The following is a 20,094-nucleotide window of genomic DNA, read 5'->3' as shown; positions in this document are numbered from 1 at the left end:
GGAGTGTGCGATGCATGAGATATTCGAATCCGTCACGCGCCGGCGCGCGCTGGCCCTGCTTGCCGCCGGCATCGCGGTGTCGCCGGGGCTGGCCCGCGCAGAGGCGCCGGCCGTCCTTGTCCACAAGGATCCGGACTGCGGCTGCTGCGGCGGCTGGGTGAAGCACATGCAGGCCGCGGGGTTTGCGGTGACTGTCGATGAGACGGCCGATCTGAGGGCGGTCCGGACGCGGCTTCGTGTGCCGCCATCGTTGGCCTCCTGCCACACCGCGGAAGTGTCCGGCTTCGTCGTCGAGGGCCACGTGCCCGCGCAGGCGATCCGACGGCTCCTCGCACAGCGCCCGGCCGTCCTGGGACTTGCGGTCCCGGGCATGCCCGCCGGATCGCCCGGTATGGAAGGTGGAACGCCGAGGGCGTACGATGTCCTGACCTTCGGAGCCGACGGCCAGAAGCCGTTCATGCGGTTTCTGGGCACGGAAATCGCGACCTGAGCCGACGCGGTTAACCAGATCGGCCGTTTCGTTGGCGCCGCTGGCGAAGACGTGAACCGACGGCCCTTCCCTGTAGCCGCCGCCCATGTGATGGTCCTGCCATGGATATTCGACGTACCATCGGTCGTCTGCTCGCGGTCTTCGTGATCGCAGGGCTCGCGTTCGCGCCGATGGTGACGCCGGCGACCGCAAAAGGCGCGGCCTCCGCCGTGACGGTCGACATGTCCGCGATGTCGGCAGACATGCCGTGTTGTCCCGACGAGCAGAAGAGCGACGGCTGCAAGGATTGTCCGTTGCTCGCCTTGTGCATGCTGACGGTCGCACAGGCGGATCTGTCGGCGGCGAACGGCATCCGGATATCCTTCCAGGTCGGCCGTCTCTCGTTCGCGTTCGACGACCTTGCGGCCGACGGCCTCGTCGGCGACCCTCCGGACCATCCTCCTCGAACCTCGACCTGATCGGCGTCAAAACGCCGTCTGCTGCCGTTCCGGCCCAAGGCCGTGCGGTTGAACATGCATGCCGCTATCCGCGGTACATCAGGACATCGAGGATCTCATCATGAAGAGCTGCAAATCCACGCGCGCCCTCCGGGCCGCGGCGGTCTGCCTTGGCTTGGCCGTCGGAGCCACGACAGCACGCGCCGACGTCAAGGACTACGAATTCCAACTCGTCGACAAGACCGTCAAGAAGGGCGAAGCGGTCATCGCCGTCCGCCTCGTCCACAAGCCGGACGGCAAACCGGTCCCGGACGCCGTCATCTTCGCCAAGCGGCTGGACATGGCTCCGGACGGCATGGAGTCGATGAAGACCACCATAGATGCGATGCCTAGCACAGAGCCGGGAGTCTACAAGTTCAAGGCCGCCGTGACGATGGAAGGCGGCTGGCAGTTGTCGCTTGGCGCTAAGGTCCAGGGCGAGACGGGAACGGTCGAGAACAAGCTCGTCCTGAAGGCGACGCCGTGACAGCGGCGGCCTCCATCGCGCGTTTTGCGATTGTAGGAGCGACCACAGCATTGCTGTGGTCGTATCCCGCCGCCGCTGCCGAGCGGAACGAGCTCGGTGCCACGGTGGAAAGCGTCGTCGCTTTCGCCCGGCGTCTCAATCCGACGGTTGCCGCCGCGTCGCTCGATTTCGACGCGGCGGTGCACAGGATCGGAACGATGGGCGTCGTAGCCGATCCGACGCTCATCCTCGAAGCATGGGACGTCAACCGGCAGGGCGTCGGTCAGCGCCGCGTCGGTTTCGATCAGGAGATCAAGCTTTGGGGAAAATACGGCCTGGAACGCGACATCGCGCGTTCGGACGCGGATGCCGCGAAATTCCAGGGGCGCGCGACCGTGATCGAATTGGTCGCGCAGGTCGTGGCCGCGCACGGCGAATACAACGCCGCCTATGAAGCCATCGGCATCGCGACCGACATCAGGCGACGCTACGACGAGATCCTCGGCCTGCTGCGCTCCCGCTACGGCACGACATCGGTTGACCGGCAGGACGTCATCAAGGCCGAGATCGAGGCCGCCTCCGCCGAGGGTGATCTCGTCCGGCGGCAGGGCGAACTGAAATCCGCCGCGGCGCGGCTGAACGCGTTGATCGGCCGACCGTCCCTGGCGCCTCTGGCGGCACCGACGGGCTTCCGGATGCTCAAGGTGGTCGGCCTTGCCCAGGTTCAGACGCTCGGGCGGTCGGCGAACCCGATGTTGGCGCTCGCAGGGGCCCAGAGCAGTGCGGCGGCCCAAGCCAAATCGCTGACCGATCTGAACTACTATCCCGACGTCAACGTCGGTGCGAAGTACGTGCAACGACCGGCAGCGGAGTCGACTGGCGAGTTCACGCTGGGGGTCAAGCTACCGCTGCACTACGACGTGAAGGACGCCGAACAGCGCGCGGCCGGCGCACGCCTCTCTGCCGCTCAGGCTCGAAACGAGGCGCTTCGGCTGCGGATCGACGGACAGATCGCGGACGCCTGGTTCGGCGTCGATGCTTTGCGCAAGGTCGTCCAGATCTACGCGTCCCGCCAACTGCCGCCCGCGCGCTCCTCGGTGGAGAACGCCCGCAACGGCTTCCAGGCCGGCTCCTCGGATCTCTCGCTGCTCTTCGACTCGGAGCGCCGTTTCCGGGCCGTCCAGCTCGACCTGCTCAAGCTCAAGGTCGAATTGCAATCGAAGTATGCCGAGCTCGAGCGGCTCGCGGGAGGTTCGCTATGAAGCGTTCGTCGACCTTGATCCTGATCGCTGCCGTGGCGACGACCGCCGGCGGCGCCGGCTTGGCGTTCGGTAGGTTGAACCATCCGCTGCCGGCCTGGCTGTCGGCCGTGCTGCCTGCGGCCGCCGACATGAGCCCCGCTCGCCCATCGCCGACCGGACCGGTCGTGTACTACCGCGACCCGGACGGGAAACCGAAATACTCGCCGGCGCCGGCGAAGACCGCTTCGGGCAAGGAATACTTACCCGTACGCAGCAGCGAGGACCTGAGCTTCGAGGAGGCGCCGCAGCCCGTGGCCGAGAAGGGTGCCGAGCCCAGACGCATCAAGTTCTACCGCAATCCTATGGGGCTTCCGGATACCTCGCCGGTCCCGAAGAAGGACTCGATGGGGATGGACTACCTGCCGGTCTACGACGGCGAGCAGGACGACGACGCCTCGGTGAAGGTCAGCGCGGGCAAGCTTCAGAAGGCGGGCGTGCGGACGGAAACGGCGGAGCTCCGCACGCTCAACACGATGGTCAGGGCGCCGGGGACGCTGCAGCAGGACGAGCGGCGCGTGTCGGTCGTGTCGCTCCGCTTCGAAGGATTCATCGACACCGTCGCGGACGTCACCACCGGCTCGCATGTCCGCAAGGGGCAGCCCCTGATGCGGATCTACGGGCCGAACCTGTCGAGCGCCGCCGCCGAATATCTGTCGGCGCTGAACGCCCGGAGCGACGTCGGCATCGGCGGCCAGGCGCTGAAGGGCGCGCGCCGCCGTCTCGAGAATCTCGGCGCGCCCGACGCCTTCATCGCGGACATCGAACGCACGCGGGAGATTCCCGTCTATCTGAATTGGCCCGCGCCTCAGGACGGCGAGATCGTGGACCGGACCGCCGTCAACGGCATGCGGGCCGCACCCGGCGACATCCTGTTCCGGATCGTCGACCGCGGTGTGGTGTGGGTGATGGTCGACGTCTCGGAGCGGGATCTGGCACTGCTGGAGGTTGGTCAGAAGGCCGTCGTGCGGCCCCGGGCCTATCCCGACCGGCGCTTCGCCGGAAAGGTGACGGTGATCTATCCGAACCTGAGACCCGAGACGCGCACCGCGCGGGTCAGGATCGAACTTCCCAATCCGGACGAGGTGCTGCGGCCGGACATGTACGCCGACGTGGAGATCGCCACTGGGACGGAAGCGCCCGTCGTGACCGTGTCGAGCAGCGCCGTCATCGACAGCGGCGAGCGCCAATTGGTGCTGCTGGACAAGGGGGAAGGCCGGTTCGAACCGCGCGCAGTCAGGCTCGGACGCCGCGGAGAAGGCCGGGTGGAGATTAAGGAGGGGCTTGCCGAACACGACAAGGTCGTCGTTTCCGCGAACTTCCTGATCGACGCCGAAAGCAACCTGAAGGCCGCACTCTCAGGCCTCGATACGGGAGAGAAAACGCAATGATCGCGCGTCTCATCGACTGGTCGGCCCGCAACCTGATGCTGATCCTGATCGGAACGGTCTTCGTCGTCGCGGGCGGTCTATACGCCTTGAAGCACTCGGCCTTGGACGCGATACCGGACCTCTCCGACACCCAGGTGATCGTCTATACCGAGTACAAGGGGCAGGCGCCCCAGGTCATCGAGGACCAGGTGACCTATCCCCTGACGACGGCCATGCTGACGGTGCCGAAATCGAAGGTCGTCCGCGGCTTCTCCTTCTTCGGCGTGTCGTTCGTCTACATCATCTTCGAGGACGGTACCGATATCTACTGGGCACGCTCGCGCGTGCTCGAATATCTCAACGCCGCGGCGCGCAGGCTTCCGGCCGGCGTCACGCCGACATTGGGTCCGGACGCTACCGGGGTCGGCTGGGTCTACCAGTACGCGCTGCAGTCGAAGGATCGGTCGTTGGCGGACCTGCGGTCGATCCAGGACTGGACGATCCGCTACGGCATTGCGAAGGCCGAGGGCGTAGCCGAAGTCGCCAGCGTCGGCGGCTTCGTCAAGCAGTACAACATCGTGGTGGATCCGAACCGGCTGCGGTCGCTCGACATCCCGCTGGCGAAGGTGCGGGACGCGGTCCGCGGCAGCAACATGGACGTCGGCGGGCGCACCGTCGAGCTCTCGGAATTCGAATTCGTGGTGCGGGGCAGAGGATACGTCAAGAGCCTTTCCGATCTGTCGAACATCGTGCTCAAGGTCGACAAGGGCACGCCGGTGCTGCTGAAGGACGTCGCGCGGATCGAGCTCGGTCCGGACGAGCGCCGCGGCATCACGGAACTCGACGGAGACGGCGAAGTCGCCAGCGGCATCGCCCTGCAGCGCTTCGGGCAGAACGCGCTCGACGTCATCGACAACGTGAAGAGGCGCCTGGCCGAGATGGCGACCGCGCTCCCCAAGGGCGTCGAGATCATCCCGGTCTACGACCGCTCCGAGCTCATCCATAGCGCGATCGAAACGTTGAAGCGGACGCTGACCGAGGAAAGCATCGTCGTCGCCCTGGTCTGCATCGTATTCCTGCTGCATGTGCGCAGCGCGCTCGTCGCCATCGTCATGCTTCCTGTCGGAATCCTCATGGCTTTCGGTGCCATGAAACTGTTCGGCATCGGATCCAACATCATGAGCCTCGGCGGCATCGCCATCGCGATCGGCGCGATGATCGACGGTGCCATCGTCATGATCGAGAACGCCCACAAGCACCTCGAACGCGCTCCCCCCGAAAAGCCGCGGCTGGAAGTCCTGATCGAGGCCGCGAGCGAGGTCGGCCCGGCGTTGTTTTTCAGCCTGCTGATCATCACGGTCTCGTTCCTCCCGATCTTCACGATGGAATCGCAGGAAGGCCGGCTGTTCAGCCCGCTGGCGTTCACCAAGACTTTCGCGATGGCGGCTGCCGCCCTCTTGTCGATCACGCTGGTGCCGGCGCTGATGGTGCTGTTCGTGCGAGGCCGGATCGTTCCGGAGCACCGGAATCCCATCAACCGTTTCCTGATCTGGGTCTACCGGCCGCTGATCCGCGGCGTGCTGAAGGCCAAGATTCTGACGATCTTGCTCGCGCTCGCCGCGCTGGCGGTCAGCCTTTGGCCGGCGCGGCAGCTCGGAACGGAGTTCATGCCGAGTCTGAACGAAGGGACGTTGATGTACATGCCGACCACGCTGCCGGGTCTCTCGGTGACCAAGGCGGCGGAGATCCTGCAGACACAGAACCGGATCATCAAGAGCTTCCCCGAAGTGGCCTCGGTCTACGGCAAGGCCGGACGCGCCGAAACCGCGACCGATCCGGCGCCGACCGAGATGTTCGAGACGATCGTCAATCTGAAGCCCAAGGAGCAGTGGCGGCCAGGTCTGACCGTCGACGGCCTGATCGCCGACATGGACAAGGCGCTGCAGTTCCCCGGCGTCTCCAACGCCTGGACCATGCCCATCAAGGCACGCACCGACATGCTGGCGACCGGCATACGTACGCCGATCGGCATCAAGGTGCTGGGGACGGATCTGGTCGAGATGGAGAAACTCGCCCGTCGGATCGAGACCGTCGTCAAGGCCGTGCCAGGTACGTCGAGCGCATACGCGGAGCGCGTCATCGGCGGCTACTACCTCGACATCGTTCCCGACCGGGATGCGCTGGCGCGGTACGGCCTCATGATCAGCGACGTTCAGGATACTGTGTCCTCAGCTCTGGGCGGCGAAACCATCACCACCACCGTGGAAGGCCGCGAACGCTACGGCGTCAATCTGCGGTATCCGCGCGATCTGCGCAGCGATCCCCAGTCTATCGCCCGGGACGTCCTGGTCGGGCTGCCTGGCGGGGGCACCGTGCCTCTGGGAGAAGTCGCCGCGATCAAGCTTACACGGGGGCCGACGTCGATCCGGACGGAGAACGGTCAACTTGCCGTCTACATCTTCGTCGACATCCGGGATCGCGATCTCGGCGGCTACGTCGCCGACGCCAAGGCGGCGGTCGCCGCCAGCGTGCAGTTTCCGCCGGGCAACTACGTGGTCTGGAGCGGGCAGTTCGAATATCTGGAGCGCGCGACGGCACGTCTCAAGATCGTCGTGCCGGTCACGTTGCTGATCATCTTCCTGCTGCTCTACCTGAACTTCCGGCGCCTGACCGAGACGCTGATCGTGATGCTGTCGCTCCCGTTCGCGCTCGTCGGCGGGCTTTGGCTGATGTGGTGGCTGGGTTTCAACTTCTCGGTCGCCGTCGCCGTCGGCTTCATCGCGCTGGCCGGCGTCGCCGCGGAGACCGGCGTCATCATGCTGATCTATCTCGATCACGCGATGAAGGAGATCCAGGTCGCGCGGGCGGCGGACGGCAAGCCGTTCACGCGGTCCGACCTCAACGCAGCGATCATGCTGGGGGCGGTCGAGCGGGTCCGTCCGAAGATGATGACCGTCGTGGCCATCATGGCCGGCCTCATCCCGATCCTGTGGAGCACTGGGACGGGATCGGAAGTCATGCAGCGCATCGCGGTGCCGATGATCGGCGGCATGATCTCGTCGACCATCCTGACGCTCGTTGTGATTCCGGCCGTCTACGCCCTCGTCAAGGGTCTCCGGCTGCCTCGACGGCCGGGAGTTGAGGTCTCGGAGGCGCCGCCCGACGCCAGCCGGACCGTTCCGACCGACCGATCACAGGCGGCCGAATGAGACCTCGCGGGCTCACCGTCGGTCTTCGTTGGCTTCCGCCTTTTTTCGCGGTCGCGTGTAACCGCGGACGTCAGCGCTGCGAACTCATCGCAATGGACCCGTCATGACCGCCACTGAAAATGAACTTAGGAAGCTCATGCTCGCGAGCCTGGACGGCGACGCAGCCGCGCATCGCGTATTGCTCGGTCGGCTGAGCGGTCACCTGCGTGCGTACTATAGAAGCAAGCTCGTCCGGGCCGGACGTTCGGCAAGCGAAGCTGAGGATCTCGTTCAGGAGGCGGTTCTGGCGATACACCTCAAGCGGCATACCTACGATCCCGACGAACCGTTGACGCCGTGGGTACAAGCCATCGCGCGCTTCAAGCTCATCGACTACCTGCGGCGGACCAGGAAATCCGTCAAGAACCTACCGATCGACGCCGCGGAGAACGTGACGGCCGGCGACGATCCGTCGGCGGTCGAGAGCAGCCTGGATCTGGGGCAGATCTTGGGACTGCTGCCCGAAAAGATGCGCTGCTCGATCGTCGCGGTGAAACTCGACGGCCGCAGCGTCTCCGAGGCCGCCGAACGGTGCGGCATCTCGGAGCCGTTGGTGAAGATCAATATCCACCGCGGCCTGAAGCGCCTGGCCGCCCTGATCGCGAAGGAGACGCGCGCGTGAAGACGGACGAACTTCTCGACCTGCTGAGCACGGGAGATGTCCGCATCGACCGCGGATCACACTCGCGGACGATCGGCACCGCCGCGATGATCGGTGTCGCCGCGGCCGTGGCTGGCGTCGCCGCGGTCCTCGGCTTCCGCCCTAATTTCACAGACCTTCGAGCCATAGGCTTACTCGTCCTCAAGCTTTCGTTCACGGTCACGATCGTCGCGCTCGGATTTCTTTACCTCACGAAGCTCGCGCGCCCCGGGGGAGAGCGGAGGACGAGACCGGTGCTGGTCGTCGTCCCGTTCGTCGTCGTCTTGGGCATCGGCCTGGTGAACCTGTCTCTCGCGCCCCCGTCCCACTGGGAGGCGATGATCGTCGGGGATCAATGGCTGGAGTGCCTACTGTCGATACCGATCATCGCCGTCATCCCCTTCGCCGCGACGATATGGGCCGTGAGAAAGGGAGCACCGACGGATCTCAGGCTCGCCGGCGCGGCGGCTGGTCTGTTCGCCGGCGGCGTGAGCGCGATGGCCTACGCGCTGCACTGCATGGACGACTCCCTCCCCTTCGTGACGGTCTGGTACGGCGGGACGATCCTGTTGTGCACGCTTGCCGGTGCCGTACTCGGTCCGCGCCTGCTGAGGTGGTGAGTGGATCGGGATCACGGATGCGCGAGCCTGTAACCGTTCGTCTTCAGCCTGCGAACTCATCTGTGAAAGCGCGATGAACCCGCTTTCTTCAACGAATGGAGTTCGAACATGTCACGCAAGAAGTTGCTCGTTTCGGCCGTCCTGGCCTCCGCCGTTTCGTTTTCCGCTGCGGCCAATGCAGGTTCCACGATCACGGACAAGAGTTACTGGCCGGGTGAAATTCGGCAGCAGAGCCAGGCGGTCGGCTCCGCCAGCCCGCTGCAGTCCTTCGCCTACGATGGCCGGTCCGACGGCAGCGCACCCAAGGCTCGCGCAGGAGCTTGGACATACAATGGCGGGCCCAAGGGTCGATGACGGCGCCGTGGCGATCTTCATTTCCCGGACGCGCGTCGTGACGGCGCGCTCCGGCGATGGGCCCCGTGCGGCATCGAAGCGTTTCCGCGTCGTGCAAGGACCTCGCGGTTGGAGTGTCGTCGACGACAGCACCGGCCTCGCGCTCGAAATATCCCTCGGCGACGAACATCCGCTCATGCGGACCGAGGCTGAAATCCTCTGCGGTTGTCTGAATTCATGTCCAGAAGCCGGTAATATCTTCGGCCGGAGAGACGGGCAGATCGCCGGCTTTCCGGGGCGGCTACCGGTCGCGTCCGCGTCCCGCGAAGACGACTGACTCCGATCGACCTCCCGCGACATAGACGAATTTCGCCGCCGGCAGCGCTCCAGGAAGCTGCGGCCCCTCGATCATCGCGGATGACGGCGACAAGCACGATCAGTCGGACGATCTGCGCGCGCCCACCTATCCCTCGTCGGCAGCCGTCGCTCTGGTGGCGCCCCCACAGCTTTAAATCATGACCTATGCCGTCCGTGAGCAAAAGGAGCGTCAGCAGACCCGATTTCGACGGGGAGGTCATAGAGTCGGTCGGGCATCCACAGCACATGGCGAGATCGCGCCGATCCAATCGTTCCGCAAGGTTGACTTGGACCATTCCGCGGCCTCTACAGTCCCGCTCGCGGAAACCGGGGAAACGATGGGTATCAACATATCCGGCGACAACTTCGTCGCGCACGATCAGACGCACGAAAAGCGCGTGAACACCTCGCTGGACGCCAATCCGACCTCGAAAAAGCTGGGTGGCGTGACCGTCCACCACGTCTTCCGCAGGAACAAGACCGGCGATCTCGATCGCGACGGCAATCCTCTCATCTATGCACTGAAAGGTATGGGCGGCTACAACATCGTGGCGATGTACCGCACGCAGATCATGGCGCGAGCGCGCGAAATTCTGGAGAAATGCACGGAGCTTCAGGGCACTGACTATGTCATGCCGATGCCGTCGAGCTACGGTTTTTCCGAAGAATTTGCCCAGATGGTGTGTCAGGTGACGGGCACGCCGTATCTGGGCTGCGGGTTTCTCAGGAAAAAGACCGTAGCCGAGATGCTGGCGCAGTACGGAGACAGTATTCCTAAAAATTTAGGCGGTCAGCGCGAAAAGGACTACAAGAGTCAGATGCACACTTGGCGGCAAATGAAGCCCGGACAACTGGCTTCGATGAAAGAAATCGGACCCAAAATACGGCGGTATTTCGATCCGTTTGAAGTCGGCGGTGGAGCACCCGATATCAGCGGAAAGAACGTACTGGTCGTCGATGACATCATGTCGTCCGGGGCTTCGCTTTCCGCCATGATCGAGCTGTTGACGGCCAAGACAGGCTGCAAGATAGATAGGGCGGCCTGTTTCCTCAGCGGCTTATAGTTCCCGTAAGTATAGGAAATTTCGCTGAGATCTCTCCTTGACTTGGGACGCCGGACGGCAGATATTCTCGGGTACGTTGGTGGAAACACCATGACCGTATTTACGCCTTACGGTCATAAAACATCAGGTGTGGTGAAAGCTGCACAGGTCCGAGCGAGCGCCAGATGAGGCCGGCCCATAGGGGGCGAGTATCACAAGCCATGGATCGGGTGGCAGGTATAAAGGGAAGCCCGCCAGCGATGGCGGGCTTTTCTTTTGGGGCAACGATGATCCCTGACGCTATTTTGCTGCAAGCATGGCCTTCTCGTCCACGAGCACCAGGCTGAGGGTCTCGTCGCGGGCCGTCCGGATGGTCTGTTCCCGGACATCGAAGCGGTTTGCATCGAAGCGGTTGAGCCAGGTCGCCGCGCTCACCTTGCGTGGCGCCGTGTCGTCGGGGCGGCCTCCGAACTGCACGCCGAATGCGGAGCTCTTTGGGTCGAGGTCGTCCCGCGGCAACCACGCCCGGTCGATGCTCCGTGCCCGCGCGAACCACTTTCGCCCGCGAGGCGTATGGCACACCACGAATCCTTGAAGATGGCCGAGTTCGACGAGTCGGATCGCGGTCGCGGTGACGCTCGTCTTGAAGGTCTCGGCCAGTTCGCCGATCGTTTTGAACGTGAACGTGCCCACCTGTCGGGCCAGCGGCTCGAAAAGGTAACGCGGCATCAGGAGGTCGGCCGCGTATCCATCCGCCACCTTCTCGGCGGATTGAGCTTCCCGCGGCCGATATTCGTCGACCCGGCAGACCAGCGTCTTGCCGCGATGGAAGCGCCAGTGACCGAGTTCGTGCGCGATCGAAAACCGCTTCCGGCGTGCCGAGCTTCCGGATTTCACGGTGATGATCGCCTTGCCGCCGCGCCCCAGAATATGCGCTTCGCAGCCGTTCAAAGGGCAATATCTGACGCGGGCGCCCACGTGATGCGCGATCGCCTCTAGATCTATCTCGGCCGGCGACGTGATGCCGAGTTCGCGCAGCAGGACTTCGGCCGGCGTCACAGACACGGCCTCACTTGATGATCCCCAGTTCGCGCATGGCCTGCAGCATGTCGAGAACGTCGGCGTCCGACAATTCGGTTTCCTTGCGGGCGGCCAGCGTGAAACTGTCGTCGTGGGCATTGGAGGCGAGGGCCTGCCGCAGCCGTTCCCGTGCCTCGGCTATGGGAATGACCGGCTGAGGCTGGGTCGTCTTGTTCGCGGACGCGCCGGCGCGGGCGGCGTGAAGCCTATCCTTGTTCGCCAGCAAAACCGTTCTTTCGACCATCGCGCGCATCCGCGCGGCGTTCGCCTCGGGCTCTCCGATGTCTTCGGCATACTGGGCGAGGATCTCGTCGTCTGAGGCCTGCATGATGTCTTCGACGAAGTGCCGTCCGATGCCTCGGAAACCGCTCTGTCTCTGCTTTCCGCGGGTCATGTCCGGTATCCCTTGGGACGGAGTTTGAGAAGTCTGCGCCGTATCAGGGTTCGCTTGGTTGCATAGGCTGTGCCGTCCAGTCCCGTAAGTTCCTTGAGCTGATCGGCATCGAACTCGGCCAGGATACCCTCGACGAGATCGCGCGCCACGGTATCGTCGTCGAAAATCGCCAAGATTTCGTTCCGCCCGTCGTCGTAGGCCTTCTGCTCTTCCGCCGACCACTCCGCTGCGGGCGAGTCGATCCCATCCTCGATCCCCGCCTGGACGGTGGGCAGATGCACAAGCTGATTGTGCGCCTTTTCCCTCTCTCCGTCCGCGATGCTGCTCATGGTGTCGATCAGGTGCTTCACGACATCGACCTCCACCGGACAATTCCGGGTGCCCCGCAACGTCCGGAAGACGGCCTCCTGCGACAGGTCGTCTGACTCCCATCCCGTCCCGAACGAGAACGACCTCGCGACGGAATCGATCCTCGCCCATTCGGCGGTGCTGAGGCCGCAGATCGCGGCCTCCACCTCCTGGCGGGATCGGACGGCCTTCTGGTCTTGGCGTTGCAAGCGTTCCCCCTCCTCTCCCATGCGGCGCGCTGCGGCGGGCTCGGACATGCTCGCTGATTATTTTTTTGGCGCATGTCCGCGGGCAGGGTTCGGCCCCGCATAGGTCAATAGGAACCGCCTTCTTGGAGCAACCCAGGGGCGAATACAACCGTCGGCTCCGGCCGAACGGTGCGATGGGCGGAATCACCGTCAGCCGTCGCCGGTCGGGAACGGACTGACGGATCATGAGGACCACGATGGCAGTCAAGACATCACATTTCAAAGTCGACAACGGAGACATGACGCTGATCGAGCTGGAGTCCGGTCGCCGGATCCTTGCGGACATCAACATCCGGTGCGCCGCCGACGACGAGGACGACGACACGCCGGACGTCGCCAAGCAGCTCCGCAAGAGATTGGACCGCGACGACAAGGATAGGCTGTTCGTGGACGCCTTCCTCAACACCCATCCCGACGCAGATCACATCCGCGGTCTGGAGAAGCATTTCCATCTCGGCGACCCGTCGACCTGGTCGAAGGCTGACGACAAGATCATCATCCGCGAGATGTGGTCGTCGCCGATCGTGTTCCGCCGTGCCAAGGCCAAGGACGAGGACCACGTGCTCTGCGCGGACGCGGAAGCCTGGCGCGACGAGGCGCGCCGGCGCGTGAAGAAGTACAGAGCGGACGGCTCGCTCGCCGACGGCAACCGCATCGTCATCCTGGGCGAGGACGTCGACGGCAAGACGGACGATCTCGGCGCGATCCTGGTGAAGGTCGACGAGGTCTTCTCGAAGATCTGCGGCCAGACCGACACGTCGTTCGAGGCCCGGCTGCTGGCGCCGATGCCCGCGGCCGACGACAAGGAGGAGGATGTCCTCACCAAGAACAATTCCAGCGTCATCATCCGCATCGACCTGAAGGTCTCGAAGGCCGTCAAGGCGCGCTACCTGCTCGGCGGGGATGCCGAGGTGGCGATCTGGGACCGCATCTGGGATCGCAATGCGAAGACGCCGGAACGTCTGGAATACGACGTGCTGATCGCGCCGCACCACTGCTCCTGGCACAGCCTGTCCTATGATAGCTGGTCGAAACTGGGCGAGAAGGCCAAGGTGTCGCAAAAGGCGCGCAACGCGCTCGGACAGGCCCTGAGCGGCGCCCTGGCGGTGTCCAGCAGCAAGACGGTCGTGGACGACGAGAGCGACCCGCCCTGCATCCGCGCCAAGCGTGAATATCTCGACATCCTCGACGACGTGAAGGGCGAATTCAAGTGCGTCGCCGACGGCCCGGGCGACGACCCGCTGGTGATCGAGGTCACTTCCGCGGGCCCGCGGCTGAAACGGGCGGTGTTCGGTGTGAGCGTCGCCGCCGGCACCGGCATCGGGAGCCAGCCGCTGGCCCATGGATGACCGCATGTCGGAGGTCGAGACCGAACGGATCCCGGTAAGCGTGCGGCGTGCGCTCCGCTTCCTGGAGGCGCACCCCTCGGTGGAGCGCGTGACGGCGCATCGTGTCGAGAGGAGCGATGTCACGGTCGCCGTCGTCGAGATCCGGACCGAGCTTGCGAACGCATGGCGGGCGGCGGGCGTCAGCCCGTCCGGCGTGCGCGCCGTCGAACCGGTGTCGTTCGTGTTCAGTGCCGCTTACCCTCTGAGCGCGCCGCGCATCCTGCTGCGGCGCGATTTCAACCGCAGCCATCCGCATATCCAGCCCGCCCATGCCGGCACTCTTCCCGAACCCTGCCTCGTCGCCGGCTCGCCGAGAGAGGTGCTCCGGGTCAGGGGAATGGCGGGCCTGTTCGAGCAGCTCGTCGATTGGCTGGACAAGGCCGCCACGGCTCAACTGATCGATCCGCAGCACGGTTGGGAGCCGGTCCGACGCGACGGGATTGACGACTTCGTGGTCGCGGATGCGGAATGGCTGACGTCGCTGCCCGGCCGCGACGGCCGGTGCGCCGTGTATCGGGCATGGTACTACGCAGCCACGGAAGGCGAGCATACGACCTACCGCATCGGTTTGCATCAGGCGGATCCGGTGCCGCTCGGTCCCAAATTCGCCGATGGCTGGGCCTATGAGCCAGCCGGTCCGAACGCACGCACGGGCACGACGCATGCGATCGTCGCGTGGTCGGGCAGGTTGCCATCCGGCAAGCCGTTCGTGGCTGGCGAATACCAGCCGGAGAACGTCACGACGATCGACGAGCTTCTGGCCCGCGCCGAGACGCTCGGCTGCCGCGAGTTTCTCGCGCCCAAGCTGGCGATGCTTCAGAGCCGGATGCCGGGGTCCGGGCTCCGCAAGAGCCAGCCGGTCGCGGTGCTTCTGCTGGCGAGGCGCCCGTGCGACGTCATCGGCACGGGCTCCCCGATCGAGATCTGCCCCTACGTGGTCGAGCTGCGGAAGGCCGAGGCCCTGACGCCGGGAAGCGACACGGCGGTTCGGACGGCGATGCACCGCGACGAGATATCGTCCCGTCTGCTCCGGCGCGCGGCGGGAGATGCCGGCGATGCCGTCCGTCCCTGGACGCTGATCGGTTGCGGCAGCGTCGGCTCCAAGGTCGCCGTGCATCTGTCGAAGTCCGGACGGGGGCCAGCCTCGGTCGTCGATAGCGCCGACATGCAGCCGCACAATTTCGCCCGGCACGGGACGCTGCCCTCCGACAGCAAGGTGGAGAGCTTCTGGTTCGTGCCGAAGGCGCACCATCTGGCGGAATCGCTGGCGCCGCTCCGTCAAATGGCGGCTCCCCATCAGACTGACGTGGTCAGCCTCGCGTTCTCGGAGCGGTCGATCGCATCGGTTGTCGCGCCGGACAGCTTCGCGGTGGTGAACACGACAGGGTCGGCCAGCGTCCGCGAAGCGCTCGTCATGGCCGACGTCGCAGCAAACCGTCCGCGCCTGATCGAGGCCTGCGTCCTCGGCATCGGCAGCGTCGCGATGGTGTCCGTCGAGGGGCCGTGTGCCAATCCCTCCTCGACCGACCTGATCTGCGAAGCCTATCGCCAGATCAACGCCGACGCCGGCCTGCGGGCCGATGTCTTCAACACGGCGGCCGAGGCCATCGCGATCGGACAGGGCTGCTCGGCCGCGACGCTGCCGCTCTCCGATGCGCGGCTTTCGGCACTGAGCGCGCCGATGGCGGAGCGGATCATGCAGCTCCAGCGGCAGGGGCTGCCGGAAGCAGGCGAGCTGTCGATCGGCAGGATCGCCGAGGACGGCCTGAGCCAGACATGGCAGCGGAGCGAGGTCGCGCCGCGGATCGTCGTCAGCAAGGAAGGGATCAGCGAGGTGCGTCTCGGCCCCGACGCCGACAGGCAGATCCGGGACGCGGTCGCTGCACGCCGAGGCACCGAGACCGGCGGCATCCTGATCGGGCGGTATTCCGACGTAAGCGACACCTTCCACGTGGTCGACGTATTGCCGGCCCCGCCCGACAGCAAATTCTCGCGCGACGAATTCGTCCTCGGTACTGAAGGTCTGCGCCCGGTGCTGCGCGACCTCATCGAGGGATCCGGCGGCGCTCTCTACGCGCTCGGCACCTGGCACAATCACCTGGTCCCGAGCGGACCATCGGCACTCGACCTGAGGACCGCCGCGCTCCTTTGCGTCAGCCAGTTCTTCCCGTTGCTGATGCTCATTCACACGCCGGCCGGCTACACGCACTTCACCGCCGAAGCGCTGTCGGAGGCCGCCGCACCGAAGGTTCTCGAAGACGGAGCAACGCGATGAAGTACCCGACGATGCCTACACGATGCGTGCCCGACTCGTTCCTGCGGTGATAGGCGGAGCGCCCGCCTTCGCGTTCGTCGCGATCTTCATCGCATGGGGAGGCATCGCGCTGACGAACCTGATCGCGGGCACCGCGCTCATCGTCCTGTTCGGCGTATTCGCCGATGTGGCGCGCCGCCGCGGCCGGGCGATCGAGCCGGCGATCATCGAAAAGATGTGCGGTCTGCCGACGACGGTGACGTTGCGGCATCGCGACCCAACGTACGACGCGGCGACCAAGTCCGGTTTCCATGCATTCATCGCTCGGAAGCTGGGCGAAGCCGCTCCGTCCAGCGACGAGGAAACCGCCGATCCCGAAGCCGCGGACGCCTTCTATGAGCGCGGGACCGCATGGCTGCGCGAGAACACCCGGAACAGGAAGAAGTTCGACATCCTCTTCAACGAGAATGTCGATTACGGCTTCCGCCGCAACCTGCTCGGTCTGAAGCGGCCCGCGTTCCTTATCAACGCAGTGGTCATCCTCGTCTGCATCGGGATTTTCTGGTACCGGTGGCCGGTCGATCTCGCGAACAGCTTCGATGCAAGGCTGCTGGTGGTGATCCTGATCGCCCTGATCCATGCAGCCTACCTTGCTCTGTTCGTGACGGAGCAGGGAGTGTTCGAAGCTTCCCGGTCCTACGCGAGACAACTGCTGCTCTCCACGCGTTCGCCGCACTTGAACAAGGATTCGAAAAGGGGTCCTGCAGCACCGAAGACATCCAGGAAGCGCGTGTCCCGGCCAATCACCGAACAAGGAGCATGACGGCCATGACGGTCTCGGAGAGGATTCCCGCAGCAGACTCCGGCGCTATCGTGCCGGACAGGTGGGACGACGACGACACCCCGTACCGGATGCCCGCATTTTCCGGCCGCAACATCCTCGTCTTCTCTGACGGCACGGGGCAGGCCGGCGGCGTCGAGGTCGATGAATTCAGGAGCAACGTCTACAAGCTCTTCAGAGCGACGCGCTGCGGTCCGGACACGATCATCGATCCGGATCATCAACTGGCGTTCTACGACCCCGGCCTCGGCTCCAAGCTGGCCGGCGACGACATCAAGGTCCCCGTCATGCGTCGCGTCTACAACGGCCTCAGCAGCGTGACCGGCCTCGGGATCACCGGCAACCTCGTCGATTGCTACGCCGCTCTCATGCGCCTGTGGCGTCCCGGCGACCGCATCTTCCTGTTCGGCTTCAGCCGCGGCGCGTATACGGTCCGCTGCCTTGCCGGCGTGCTCGGCTTGTGCGGAATCCCGACCCGGATGCCGGACGGTTCCCCGCTCCTGCGGGACCCCGACACGCTGAAGGCGGTCGCGACCGAAGCCGTGAAGCGCGTCTACCGACATGGCAGTGGGGCGGCGGACAGGGACGAAGACAACGCGACGGATCGCACCAGGTCTCTCAAGGCGCAGCGCGCCGTGCTTGGCGATCAGTTCAGGCAACGCTATGCCTCCGAGGAAGCCGGCGTCTCCAACGCCGTGCCGCACTTCATCGGCGTGTGGGACACCGTCGCCGCGATCGGCGTCAGTTCGTCGCTCGTTCCCTGGCTATGGACGGCGGCTGCCGTCATCGTATGCGGATTGTCGGCGCTCCTTGCATGGTTTCTCACACGATACGATTTCGTCTTCTGGATGACGTGGGTCGAGACCGTTGCCGCCGTCGGCTTCGCGGGTCTCGCATCGTACTATCTGCTGCGGCTCAAGGTCTCGTTCGGCGTACCCGGTTTCAAATGGTGGCAAACGGTGCATCTGACGAACGTGCAGATGAAGTTTTTCGATCGTCACCTGAATCCGCAAGTCCGGTACGCACGCCACGCTCTTTCCCTCGACGAACGGCGAGCTGACTTCGACCGCGTGCCTTGGGCGAACGATGCGGATCCCCCCAACCGGGAGGTCGAGGAAGGCGCGTATCTGAGGCAGCTATGGTTCGCGGGCAACCATTCGGACGTCGGGGGCAGCTATCCCGAAAACGAATCCAGATTGTCGGACATCGCACTCAAGTGGATGGCGAACCAGGCGAAGAAGGCGGGCCTGCTGGTCAACGAAAACCTGTTGTCGACCTACGGCCGCCATACCGGGCAGCAGCACGACGAATGCAGGACTGGCGTGCGGCTGCTGTTCTGGCGACTGAAGTGGAAGGAAAAGGCGCGGAAGATCGTTCCCAAGGCCACTTATCATCCCTCGGTCATGCGGCGTTTCAAGGAAACCCGCGTCCTCGTCTATGACAAGGAGCAACCCTATCGACCGGATCTTCTCGCCGGCCATGTCGATTTCAAGGACGTCTACGCAGCAGAGACGAGCCCTCCTCAGACTGCGACCAGCTAGGCGCTCCGGCGGCCTTCGCCGTGACGGCAAACGGATGCGGGCCAGCAGGCTGTCGACGCGCATCCGGATTGGGACTTGGGATCCTGGCGAGACTTGTCTCCGGCGAAAATGTGGTACACAGTGGTAGCCACAAAAAATACGCCGGTCTTCCGGAAATGCCTTGTTTTAGGGGTTTTCTTGGGTGCCTGCGGCCACCGGCTGAGAATCCCCCCCTCTCCGCCAGCCAAGCGAAATTCGCAATGAAATCAATAGGTCATTGAAAGCGTTGTGCTTTCTGCCGCCCGATTGGTACACACGGGTGGTACACATGGCTTTGCAAATGTCTCGTCCTTGGAAGCATCCAGACAGCGGGTATTACTGGTTCCGGCGCCGCGTGCCGGATGATCTCCGGGCGCTGGTCGGCAAACGCGAAGAGCGGCTGAGCCTGGGTACCCGCGATCCGGTCGAGGCGAAGCGTCTCCACGCCTTGAAACTTGCCGAGATCGAAGAGCGTTGGTCAAATCTCCGAAAAAGCCGTCGCTCGCTTTCCGCAGATGAAATTGCCAGGGAGGCGTCTTTGGCTGCCGGTGCGGTACGGCGCCAGTTAGATCTTGATCCCTATCAGCCGCTCGATTGGGATCTCGATGTGGGAGCAACTCTCTGGACAACTCATCTGGCACGCGGCGAACTTTACACCGATGTTCGCGGGGCCTTGCCGTCGGCAGATCTGCGTCGGACCAAGCATCGGGACACGTGCTATGCCCTTATTGATCGACATCTGCATGGTCGGGGTCTTGCGCCGCACGAAGACGATCGAGAGCGCTTGGCCAGAGCCTTTACGCTCGAGATGCAAAAATTGATGCAACAGCATCAGGCGTTGCTGCTTGGGAAGGTCGACGTCCGCTACGAGCATCAAAGGCCGATAGAGCGGCCGTCTCTGCCTGCTGTGATGCCGCTGTCCTTCGAAACCCTTCTGGATGGCTGGAAGCTAGAAAAAAAGCCAAATAAAAAGACTGAGTATGTCTGGAAGCGAGTTCTGGGCGAATTCCGTGCGTTTGTTGGCCACGATGACGCGAGTCGCGTGAAAGCCGAAAACTTTGTTGCTTGGAAAGCAGATTTGCTCGGCAAAGGGCTGGCTGCAAAAACGATCCGGGATGGCAAACTGGCCCCAGTCCGTGCGATATTTCAGTGGGCGGCTGACAATCGAAAGCTTGATACCAATCCCGGGGCTCGTGTCACGATAGATCTGAAAGCAAACGCATCTGAACGCCGACGTGGCTATTCCGACGAAGAGGCCGGTCTTGTTCTATCAAAGGCCCGCAACGAGACGGACAGCCATCTCCGCTGGGCGCCTTGGATCAGTGCTTATACTGGTGCACGGATCGCGGAAATTTGCCAGCTGCGAGGGGAGGACGTCAAAGAAATTGGAGGCGTCTGGTGCATTGCCTTCGCGGCTGAAGCCGGGTCGCTCAAGAATGCCAACTCAGAACGAATTGTGCCGATCCACCCTGCACTCGAAGCCGAGGGGTTCCTGAAGTTCGCGGGGCGAAAACCTGCGGGACCGCTATTCAACGATTTGCGTCCCGACCGATTTGGCTCTCGCGGTGGCACCGGTACGAAAGTGATTAGCAGATGGATTCGGTCGCTTGGGATCACAGATAAGCGCATCTCACCCAATCA

19 protein-coding genes are annotated in these 20,094 nt (G+C 64.1%); 16 read left to right on the top strand and 3 right to left on the bottom strand.

The features are described 5' to 3' along the window. Positions 1-10: 10 nt before the first annotated feature. The 11 genes from ACIQ17_RS00540 (at position 11) to ACIQ17_RS00490 (ending at position 10,362) form a co-directional block, all read left to right on the top strand. Positions 11-490, top strand: a complete 480-nt coding sequence (locus ACIQ17_RS00540; RefSeq protein ID WP_233024186.1) for a DUF411 domain-containing protein — start codon at positions 11-13, stop codon at positions 488-490. A 101-nt stretch (positions 491-591) separates the two neighbouring features. Beyond that, the gene (locus tag ACIQ17_RS00535; RefSeq protein ID WP_233024187.1) at positions 592-948 is read left to right on the top strand and encodes a hypothetical protein; all 357 of its coding nucleotides are present in this window, start codon (positions 592-594) and stop codon (positions 946-948) included. A gap of 100 nt (positions 949-1,048) precedes the next feature. Further along, positions 1,049-1,453 (top strand): FixH family protein, encoded by a 405-nt coding sequence (locus tag ACIQ17_RS00530; protein WP_233024188.1) that lies wholly within the window; start codon positions 1,049-1,051, stop codon positions 1,451-1,453. Beyond that, on the top strand, positions 1,450-2,694 hold the full coding sequence (locus ACIQ17_RS00525; protein WP_233024189.1) for a TolC family protein: 1,245 nt from the start codon (positions 1,450-1,452) through the stop codon (positions 2,692-2,694). The genes ACIQ17_RS00530 and ACIQ17_RS00525 overlap by 4 nt, the downstream gene beginning before the upstream one ends. Beyond that, a complete protein-coding gene (locus tag ACIQ17_RS00520) occupies positions 2,691-4,121 on the top strand; it encodes an efflux RND transporter periplasmic adaptor subunit (RefSeq protein WP_398464263.1) in 1,431 nt (476 codons plus the stop codon). Before ACIQ17_RS00525 ends, ACIQ17_RS00520 begins: the two co-directional genes overlap by 4 nt. Further along, on the top strand, positions 4,118-7,309 hold the full coding sequence (locus tag ACIQ17_RS00515) for an efflux RND transporter permease subunit (RefSeq protein WP_398464261.1): 3,192 nt from the start codon (positions 4,118-4,120) through the stop codon (positions 7,307-7,309). The genes ACIQ17_RS00520 and ACIQ17_RS00515 overlap by 4 nt, the downstream gene beginning before the upstream one ends. Positions 7,310-7,412: 103 nt before the next feature. After that, positions 7,413-7,970 carry a sigma-70 family RNA polymerase sigma factor gene (locus tag ACIQ17_RS00510; protein ID WP_398464259.1) on the top strand — a complete coding sequence of 186 codons (558 nt, stop codon included), beginning with the start codon at positions 7,413-7,415 and terminating at the stop codon, positions 7,968-7,970. Then, positions 7,967-8,608 (top strand): NrsF family protein, encoded by a 642-nt coding sequence (locus ACIQ17_RS00505; RefSeq protein ID WP_398464257.1) that lies wholly within the window; start codon positions 7,967-7,969, stop codon positions 8,606-8,608. Before ACIQ17_RS00510 ends, ACIQ17_RS00505 begins: the two co-directional genes overlap by 4 nt. Positions 8,609-8,716: 108 nt before the next feature. Continuing rightward, positions 8,717-8,962: a hypothetical protein gene (locus tag ACIQ17_RS00500; protein ID WP_398464255.1), complete on the top strand. Its 246-nt coding sequence runs from the start codon at positions 8,717-8,719 to the stop codon at positions 8,960-8,962. Beyond that, a complete protein-coding gene (locus ACIQ17_RS00495; RefSeq protein ID WP_398464253.1) occupies positions 8,940-9,278 on the top strand; it encodes a hypothetical protein in 339 nt (112 codons plus the stop codon). Before ACIQ17_RS00500 ends, ACIQ17_RS00495 begins: the two co-directional genes overlap by 23 nt. A gap of 178 nt (positions 9,279-9,456) precedes the next feature. Continuing rightward, positions 9,457-10,362: a phosphoribosyltransferase family protein gene (locus ACIQ17_RS00490; protein ID WP_398464251.1), complete on the top strand. Its 906-nt coding sequence runs from the start codon at positions 9,457-9,459 to the stop codon at positions 10,360-10,362. Between the two features lie 279 nt (positions 10,363-10,641). On the opposite strand, the gene ACIQ17_RS00485 is transcribed toward ACIQ17_RS00490, so the two are convergent. The 3 genes from ACIQ17_RS00485 to ACIQ17_RS00475 are packed head-to-tail and all read right to left on the bottom strand — an operon-like array spanning position 10,642 to position 12,420. After that, positions 10,642-11,400 (bottom strand): ImmA/IrrE family metallo-endopeptidase, encoded by a 759-nt coding sequence (locus tag ACIQ17_RS00485; RefSeq protein ID WP_398464249.1) that lies wholly within the window; start codon positions 11,398-11,400, stop codon positions 10,642-10,644. Between the two features lie 10 nt (positions 11,401-11,410). Further along, on the bottom strand, positions 11,411-11,815 hold the full coding sequence (locus ACIQ17_RS00480; protein ID WP_398464247.1) for a hypothetical protein: 405 nt from the start codon (positions 11,813-11,815) through the stop codon (positions 11,411-11,413). Then, on the bottom strand, positions 11,812-12,420 hold the full coding sequence (locus tag ACIQ17_RS00475) for a hypothetical protein (RefSeq protein ID WP_398464245.1): 609 nt from the start codon (positions 12,418-12,420) through the stop codon (positions 11,812-11,814). Before ACIQ17_RS00475 ends, ACIQ17_RS00480 begins: the two co-directional genes overlap by 4 nt. 188 nt (positions 12,421-12,608) lie before the next feature. Here ACIQ17_RS00475 and ACIQ17_RS00470 point away from each other — a divergent pair, with 188 nt between their 5' ends. The 5 genes from ACIQ17_RS00470 to ACIQ17_RS00450 all read left to right on the top strand — a co-directional run. Next, entirely contained in the window at positions 12,609-13,760 is a 1,152-nt protein-coding gene (locus ACIQ17_RS00470) for a metallohydrolase (RefSeq protein ID WP_398464243.1), read from the top strand. 4 nt (positions 13,761-13,764) lie between these two features. After that, positions 13,765-16,074: a thiamine biosynthesis protein ThiF gene (locus tag ACIQ17_RS00465; RefSeq protein ID WP_398464241.1), complete on the top strand. Its 2,310-nt coding sequence runs from the start codon at positions 13,765-13,767 to the stop codon at positions 16,072-16,074. A 22-nt stretch (positions 16,075-16,096) separates the two neighbouring features. After that, a complete protein-coding gene (locus ACIQ17_RS00460; RefSeq protein WP_398464239.1) occupies positions 16,097-16,876 on the top strand; it encodes a hypothetical protein in 780 nt (259 codons plus the stop codon). Positions 16,877-16,881: 5 nt separating this feature from the next. Beyond that, positions 16,882-18,435: a DUF2235 domain-containing protein gene (locus ACIQ17_RS00455; RefSeq protein ID WP_398464237.1), complete on the top strand. Its 1,554-nt coding sequence runs from the start codon at positions 16,882-16,884 to the stop codon at positions 18,433-18,435. A 307-nt stretch (positions 18,436-18,742) separates the two neighbouring features. Continuing rightward, positions 18,743-20,094: DUF6538 domain-containing protein (locus ACIQ17_RS00450; RefSeq protein WP_398464235.1), on the top strand; the 1,352-nt coding region annotated here is incomplete at its 3' end.

The sequence above is a fragment of the Tardiphaga sp. genome (genome assembly GCF_044340795.1).
Classification (GTDB): Bacteria; Pseudomonadota; Alphaproteobacteria; order Rhizobiales; family Xanthobacteraceae; genus Tardiphaga.
The sequence above is the reverse complement of the archived record's forward strand: the minus strand, read 5'-3'. Positions and strand labels throughout refer to the sequence as shown.

Bases quoted from the DNA above. Each gene is read 5' to 3' on its own strand.
- ACIQ17_RS00475 (WP_398464245.1), bottom strand. From the start codon at position 12,420: ATGTCCGAGCCCGCCGCAGCGCGCCGCATGGGAGAGGAGGGGGAACGC.
- ACIQ17_RS00490 (WP_398464251.1), top strand. From the start codon at position 9,457: ATGACCTATGCCGTCCGTGAGCAAAAGGAGCGTCAGCAGACCCGATTT.
- ACIQ17_RS00465 (WP_398464241.1), top strand. From the start codon at position 13,765: ATGTCGGAGGTCGAGACCGAACGGATCCCGGTAAGCGTGCGGCGTGCG.
- ACIQ17_RS00510 (WP_398464259.1), top strand. From the start codon at position 7,413: ATGACCGCCACTGAAAATGAACTTAGGAAGCTCATGCTCGCGAGCCTG.
- ACIQ17_RS00515 (WP_398464261.1), top strand. From the start codon at position 4,118: ATGATCGCGCGTCTCATCGACTGGTCGGCCCGCAACCTGATGCTGATC.
- ACIQ17_RS00495 (WP_398464253.1), top strand. From the start codon at position 8,940: ATGGCGGGCCCAAGGGTCGATGACGGCGCCGTGGCGATCTTCATTTCC.
- ACIQ17_RS00540 (WP_233024186.1), top strand. From the start codon at position 11: ATGCATGAGATATTCGAATCCGTCACGCGCCGGCGCGCGCTGGCCCTG.
- ACIQ17_RS00535 (WP_233024187.1), top strand. From the start codon at position 592: ATGGATATTCGACGTACCATCGGTCGTCTGCTCGCGGTCTTCGTGATC.
- ACIQ17_RS00455 (WP_398464237.1), top strand. From the start codon at position 16,882: ATGACGGTCTCGGAGAGGATTCCCGCAGCAGACTCCGGCGCTATCGTG.
- ACIQ17_RS00480 (WP_398464247.1), bottom strand. From the start codon at position 11,815: ATGACCCGCGGAAAGCAGAGACAGAGCGGTTTCCGAGGCATCGGACGG.
- ACIQ17_RS00530 (WP_233024188.1), top strand. From the start codon at position 1,049: ATGAAGAGCTGCAAATCCACGCGCGCCCTCCGGGCCGCGGCGGTCTGC.
- ACIQ17_RS00460 (WP_398464239.1), top strand. From the start codon at position 16,097: ATGCGTGCCCGACTCGTTCCTGCGGTGATAGGCGGAGCGCCCGCCTTC.
- ACIQ17_RS00470 (WP_398464243.1), top strand. From the start codon at position 12,609: ATGGCAGTCAAGACATCACATTTCAAAGTCGACAACGGAGACATGACG.
- ACIQ17_RS00520 (WP_398464263.1), top strand. From the start codon at position 2,691: ATGAAGCGTTCGTCGACCTTGATCCTGATCGCTGCCGTGGCGACGACC.
- ACIQ17_RS00500 (WP_398464255.1), top strand. From the start codon at position 8,717: ATGTCACGCAAGAAGTTGCTCGTTTCGGCCGTCCTGGCCTCCGCCGTT.